We start from the raw sequence: 3,661 nt of genomic DNA, 5'->3' as shown, positions 1-3,661 counted from the left end.
CCTCTCCGACGGCGACTTCCGGCGCTGGCTGATCGCCAACCCCGACGCCTCGCTCGACGTCTCGTGCGCCGCGGTCGCCAACCGCGAGGCGCGCACGGTGCCGCGCGGCACGCCCGTCGCGGAGATCGCGCCGCTGCTCGGCCGCGACGGCGTGCACCACGTGCCGATGGTCGACGACCGGGGACACCTCTGGGCGATCGCCGTCGACGAGACCGGCACGCTCCGGATCGGAGGTCACGAGATCGGCGCCGGGCATCCGACGTTCGTGATCGCCGAGATCGGCAACAACCACAACGGATCCGTCGATCTCGCCAAGCGGCTCGTGGATCTGGCGGTCGAGGCCGACGCCGACGCGGTGAAGTTCCAGCTGCGCGACATGGACGCGCTGTACCGGCAGCGCGGCGCCGCCAGCTCCGGCGAGGACCTCGGCGTGCAGTACACGCTCGACCTGCTGCGCCGGTTCTCGCTGCCCGCGGAGAGCCTGTTCGAGGTGTTCGACCACGCCCGCGCCGCCGGCGTCGACGTGATGTGCACCCCGTGGGACGCGCCGAGCGTGCAGGCGCTCGCCGACTACGGCATCCCCGCGATGAAGATCGCCTCGGCGGACCTCACGAACCACGCGCTGATCCTCGACGCGGCGGGGCGCGGGGTGCCGCTCGTGCTCTCGACGGGCATGTCGCGGGAGAGCGAGATCCTCGAGACCGCGGCGCTGCTGCGCGGTCAGGGGACGCCGTTCGCGCTGCTGCACTGCCAGTCGACGTACCCCGCGCCGTACAAGGACCTCAACCTCAGCTACCTCGACCGGCTCGCCGAGATCGGTCAGGGCGTGGTCGGCTACTCCGGGCATGAACGCGGCTGGCATGTGCCCGTGGCCGCCGTCGCGCGCGGGGCGCACATCATCGAGAAGCACTTCACCGTGGACCGCACGATGGAGGGCAACGACCACACGGTCTCCCTGCTGCCGGACGAGTTCCGGATCATGGTCGCGCAGATCCGCGACATCGAGGCGTCGATGGGATCCGGATCCCCGCGCACGGTCTCCACGGGCGAGCAGATGAACCGGGTGACCCTGGCGAAGTCGCTCGTCGCTGCGCGTCCGCTCCCCGCCGGCACCGTGATCGCGGAGGCGGACGTGTCCGTGAAGAGCCCGGGACGCGGGCTGCAGCCCAACGCCCTTCCGCAGCTGCTCGGCCGCACGCTGCAGCGGGACCTGGCGGACGGCGACTTCTTCTTCGACGGGGACCTGCGCGACGCCGCGCCCGCCGGGCGGCCCTTCGCGTTCCGCCGGCCGTGGGGGCTGCCGGTCCGCTACCACGACGCCTCCGCGCTGCGGGCGCAGTCGAACCCGGACTTCCTCGAGTTCCACTTCTCGTACAAGGACCTCGAGGTGTCGCCGGAGGACGTGTTCGCCGAGCGGCTGCCGATCGCGTTCACGACGCACCTGCCCGACCTCTTCGCGGGCGACTTCCTGGTGGACCTCGCCTCCGCGGATCCGGAGATCTGGGAGCGCTCGATCCGGGAGGTGCAGCGCACGATCGACATCACCCGGGATCTCCGCCGCTGGTTCACCGCCGAGGCGGATCCGGTCATGGTCGTGACGATGGGGGGCTTCACGAAGGACCGGCACCTGCCGCCGTCCGCGCGCGGTCCGAAGTACGCCCGCGTCGCCGACGCGCTCGCCCGGCTCGACACCGGCGGAGTGCGGGTGGCCGCGCAGACGCTTCCGCCGTATCCGTGGCTCATGGGCGGCCAGCAGTTCCACAACCTGTTCGTGGATCCGCGCGACACCGCGCGCTTCGCCGCGGAGACCGGCACCCCGCTGGTCTTCGACGCCTCGCACACGAAGCTCGCCACGACCTGGCTCGGCATGGCGTTCTCGGAGGCGGTCGACCTGCTCGCGCCGCACACGATCCACCTGCACCTCGTGGACGCGACCGGGGTCGACGGCGAGGGCGTGCAGGTGGGGGAGGGCGACATCGACTGGCCGGCGTTCGGGGCGCAGCTGGATGCGCTCCTGCCCGGGGTCACGTTCATCCCGGAGATCTGGCAGGGGCACGTGGACAACGGCGCGGGCTTCTGGATCGCGCTCGACCGGCTGGAGGCATGGTTGTGAGGATCGGCTTCCTCACCCCGTGGCGGACGGACGACCCGGGGGCGTGGTCGGGGATCATCCGCCCGATGCTCGGCGCGCTCACCGAGGTCGCCGACGTCGTGCCGGTCTCCACGCACGATGTGCCGGCGGCGCCGCTCGACCGGGCGGCGGCGCGGCTTTCGCGGCGGAAGTATCTGTGGGACTTCGGGCTGGCGACCGCCCGCGCCCGCGGACGCGCGGCCGCGGAGAGGCTGCGGGCCGCGCAGGTCGACGTCGTGTTCGCCGCGGCGGCCTCGGTCGACGTCGCCCGGCTGGGCGGATCCGTGCCGGTGGTCCAGTACGTGGACGCCGCGTTCGACGACCTGAGGGACCGCTATTCCGTGTTCACGGGGCTGAGCCGGCTGTCGGCGGTGCAGATGCGAAGGATCGGGACGCTGGCGGCGCGGCGCACGGCCGGATACGTGGCGGCCTCGCAGTGGGCTGCGGACGGTCTCGTGCGGGCGGGGGCGGATCCGGCTCGCGTGGTCGTCGCGCCGCCGGGAGCGGCGATCACGCCGCGTGCGGGGATGGACCGCGGCGCCGCGGAGGCGCCGCTTCGGGCGCTGGTCGTCGCGAGCGATTGGGAGCGCAAGGGCGGCGACCGCGCGCTCGCCGCAGTGGCCGAGGCGCGGGCGGCGGGAGCGGACATCGTGCTCACCGTGATCGGATCCGCGCCCTCGCTTCCCGACGACGTGCGCGCACCGGGTCGGCTCGGCGCGGACGCGCTCTCCGCCGAATACGCGCGCGCCGACGTGCTGCTCGAACTCGCCCGCGCGAACGCCGCCGGGGTCACCCTCACGGATGCGGCGGCGCACGGGCTGCCGGCGATCGCGACCGACGTCGGCGGCGTGGCGAGCATCGTGGCGGAGGGGCGCAGCGGATGGCTCGTCCCCGACGACGCGGCGAGCTCCGCGGCGGCGGCACGGCTCGCCGCGCTCGGCGGCGGCGCGTGGGGCGGCGTCTCGCGCGCGACCGCCGCCGCCTGGTACGCCGAGGGGCTGGACTGGGCGAGGTGGGGCGAACGGGTGGCCGCGCTCTGCCTGAGGGTGCGCGAGGAGGCGGCGCGATGAGCGGGCCGCGCGCCAGCATCGTGGTCCCGACCCGGGGCGGGGCGACGCGCCTGCTGCACCTGCTGGACGCGCTCCGCGCGCAGACGGAGAGCTCGTGGGAGGCGATCGTCGTGATCGACGGCGATGTCGACGAATCCGCCGCGGTGATCGATCTGGCGGCGGGCGAACTGCCCGTGCGCGCCCTCGTCCTGCCGGAGAACCGGGGCAGATCCGCCGCGCTCGACGCGGGGTTCGCCGAGGCGCGCGGCGGGGTCCTCATCCGCTGCGACGACGACCTCCGCCCCGGGCCGGACTACGTGGCGGCGCACCTCGCCCGGCACGCGGGGGCGGCGTGCGGCGTGGTCGGGCTGTATCGCAACGTGTTCCCGCCGACGCCGTATGCGCGCGTGTACGGGGCGCCGCGCGACGAGCGGTTCCGCGCCGAGGCCTACGCCGCACCCGCCGACCGCCGCTGGAGGTA

The 3,661-nt window shown here is 74.1% G+C and carries 3 protein-coding genes; all 3 read left to right on the top strand.

What is annotated here, in order from left to right; all coding sequences use genetic code 11:
- Positions 1 to 2,113: N-acetylneuraminate synthase family protein (locus B7X32_RS19390; RefSeq protein ID WP_292723488.1), on the top strand; the 2,113-nt coding region annotated here is incomplete at its 5' end.
- Positions 2,104 to 3,201 (top strand): glycosyltransferase, encoded by a 1,098-nt coding sequence (locus B7X32_RS19385; RefSeq protein WP_292723485.1) that lies wholly within the window; start codon positions 2,104 to 2,106, stop codon positions 3,199 to 3,201. The genes B7X32_RS19390 and B7X32_RS19385, both read left to right, overlap by 10 nt.
- The coding region (locus tag B7X32_RS19380) for a glycosyltransferase family 2 protein (RefSeq protein ID WP_292723483.1) at positions 3,198 to 3,661 on the top strand (464 nt) is incomplete at its 3' end. The genes B7X32_RS19385 and B7X32_RS19380, both read left to right, overlap by 4 nt.

The organism is Microbacterium sp. 13-71-7 (assembly GCF_002257455.1).
Taxonomy (GTDB): domain Bacteria; phylum Actinomycetota; class Actinomycetes; order Actinomycetales; family Microbacteriaceae; genus Microbacterium.
Note: the sequence above shows the minus strand (reverse complement) of the source record. Positions and strands in the feature narration are given on the sequence as shown.

What these genes read in the sequence shown, in the direction of transcription:
- B7X32_RS19385 (WP_292723485.1), top strand. Translation starts at nt 2,104, where the DNA reads ATGGTTGTGAGGATCGGCTTCCTCACCCCGTGGCGGACGGACGACCCG.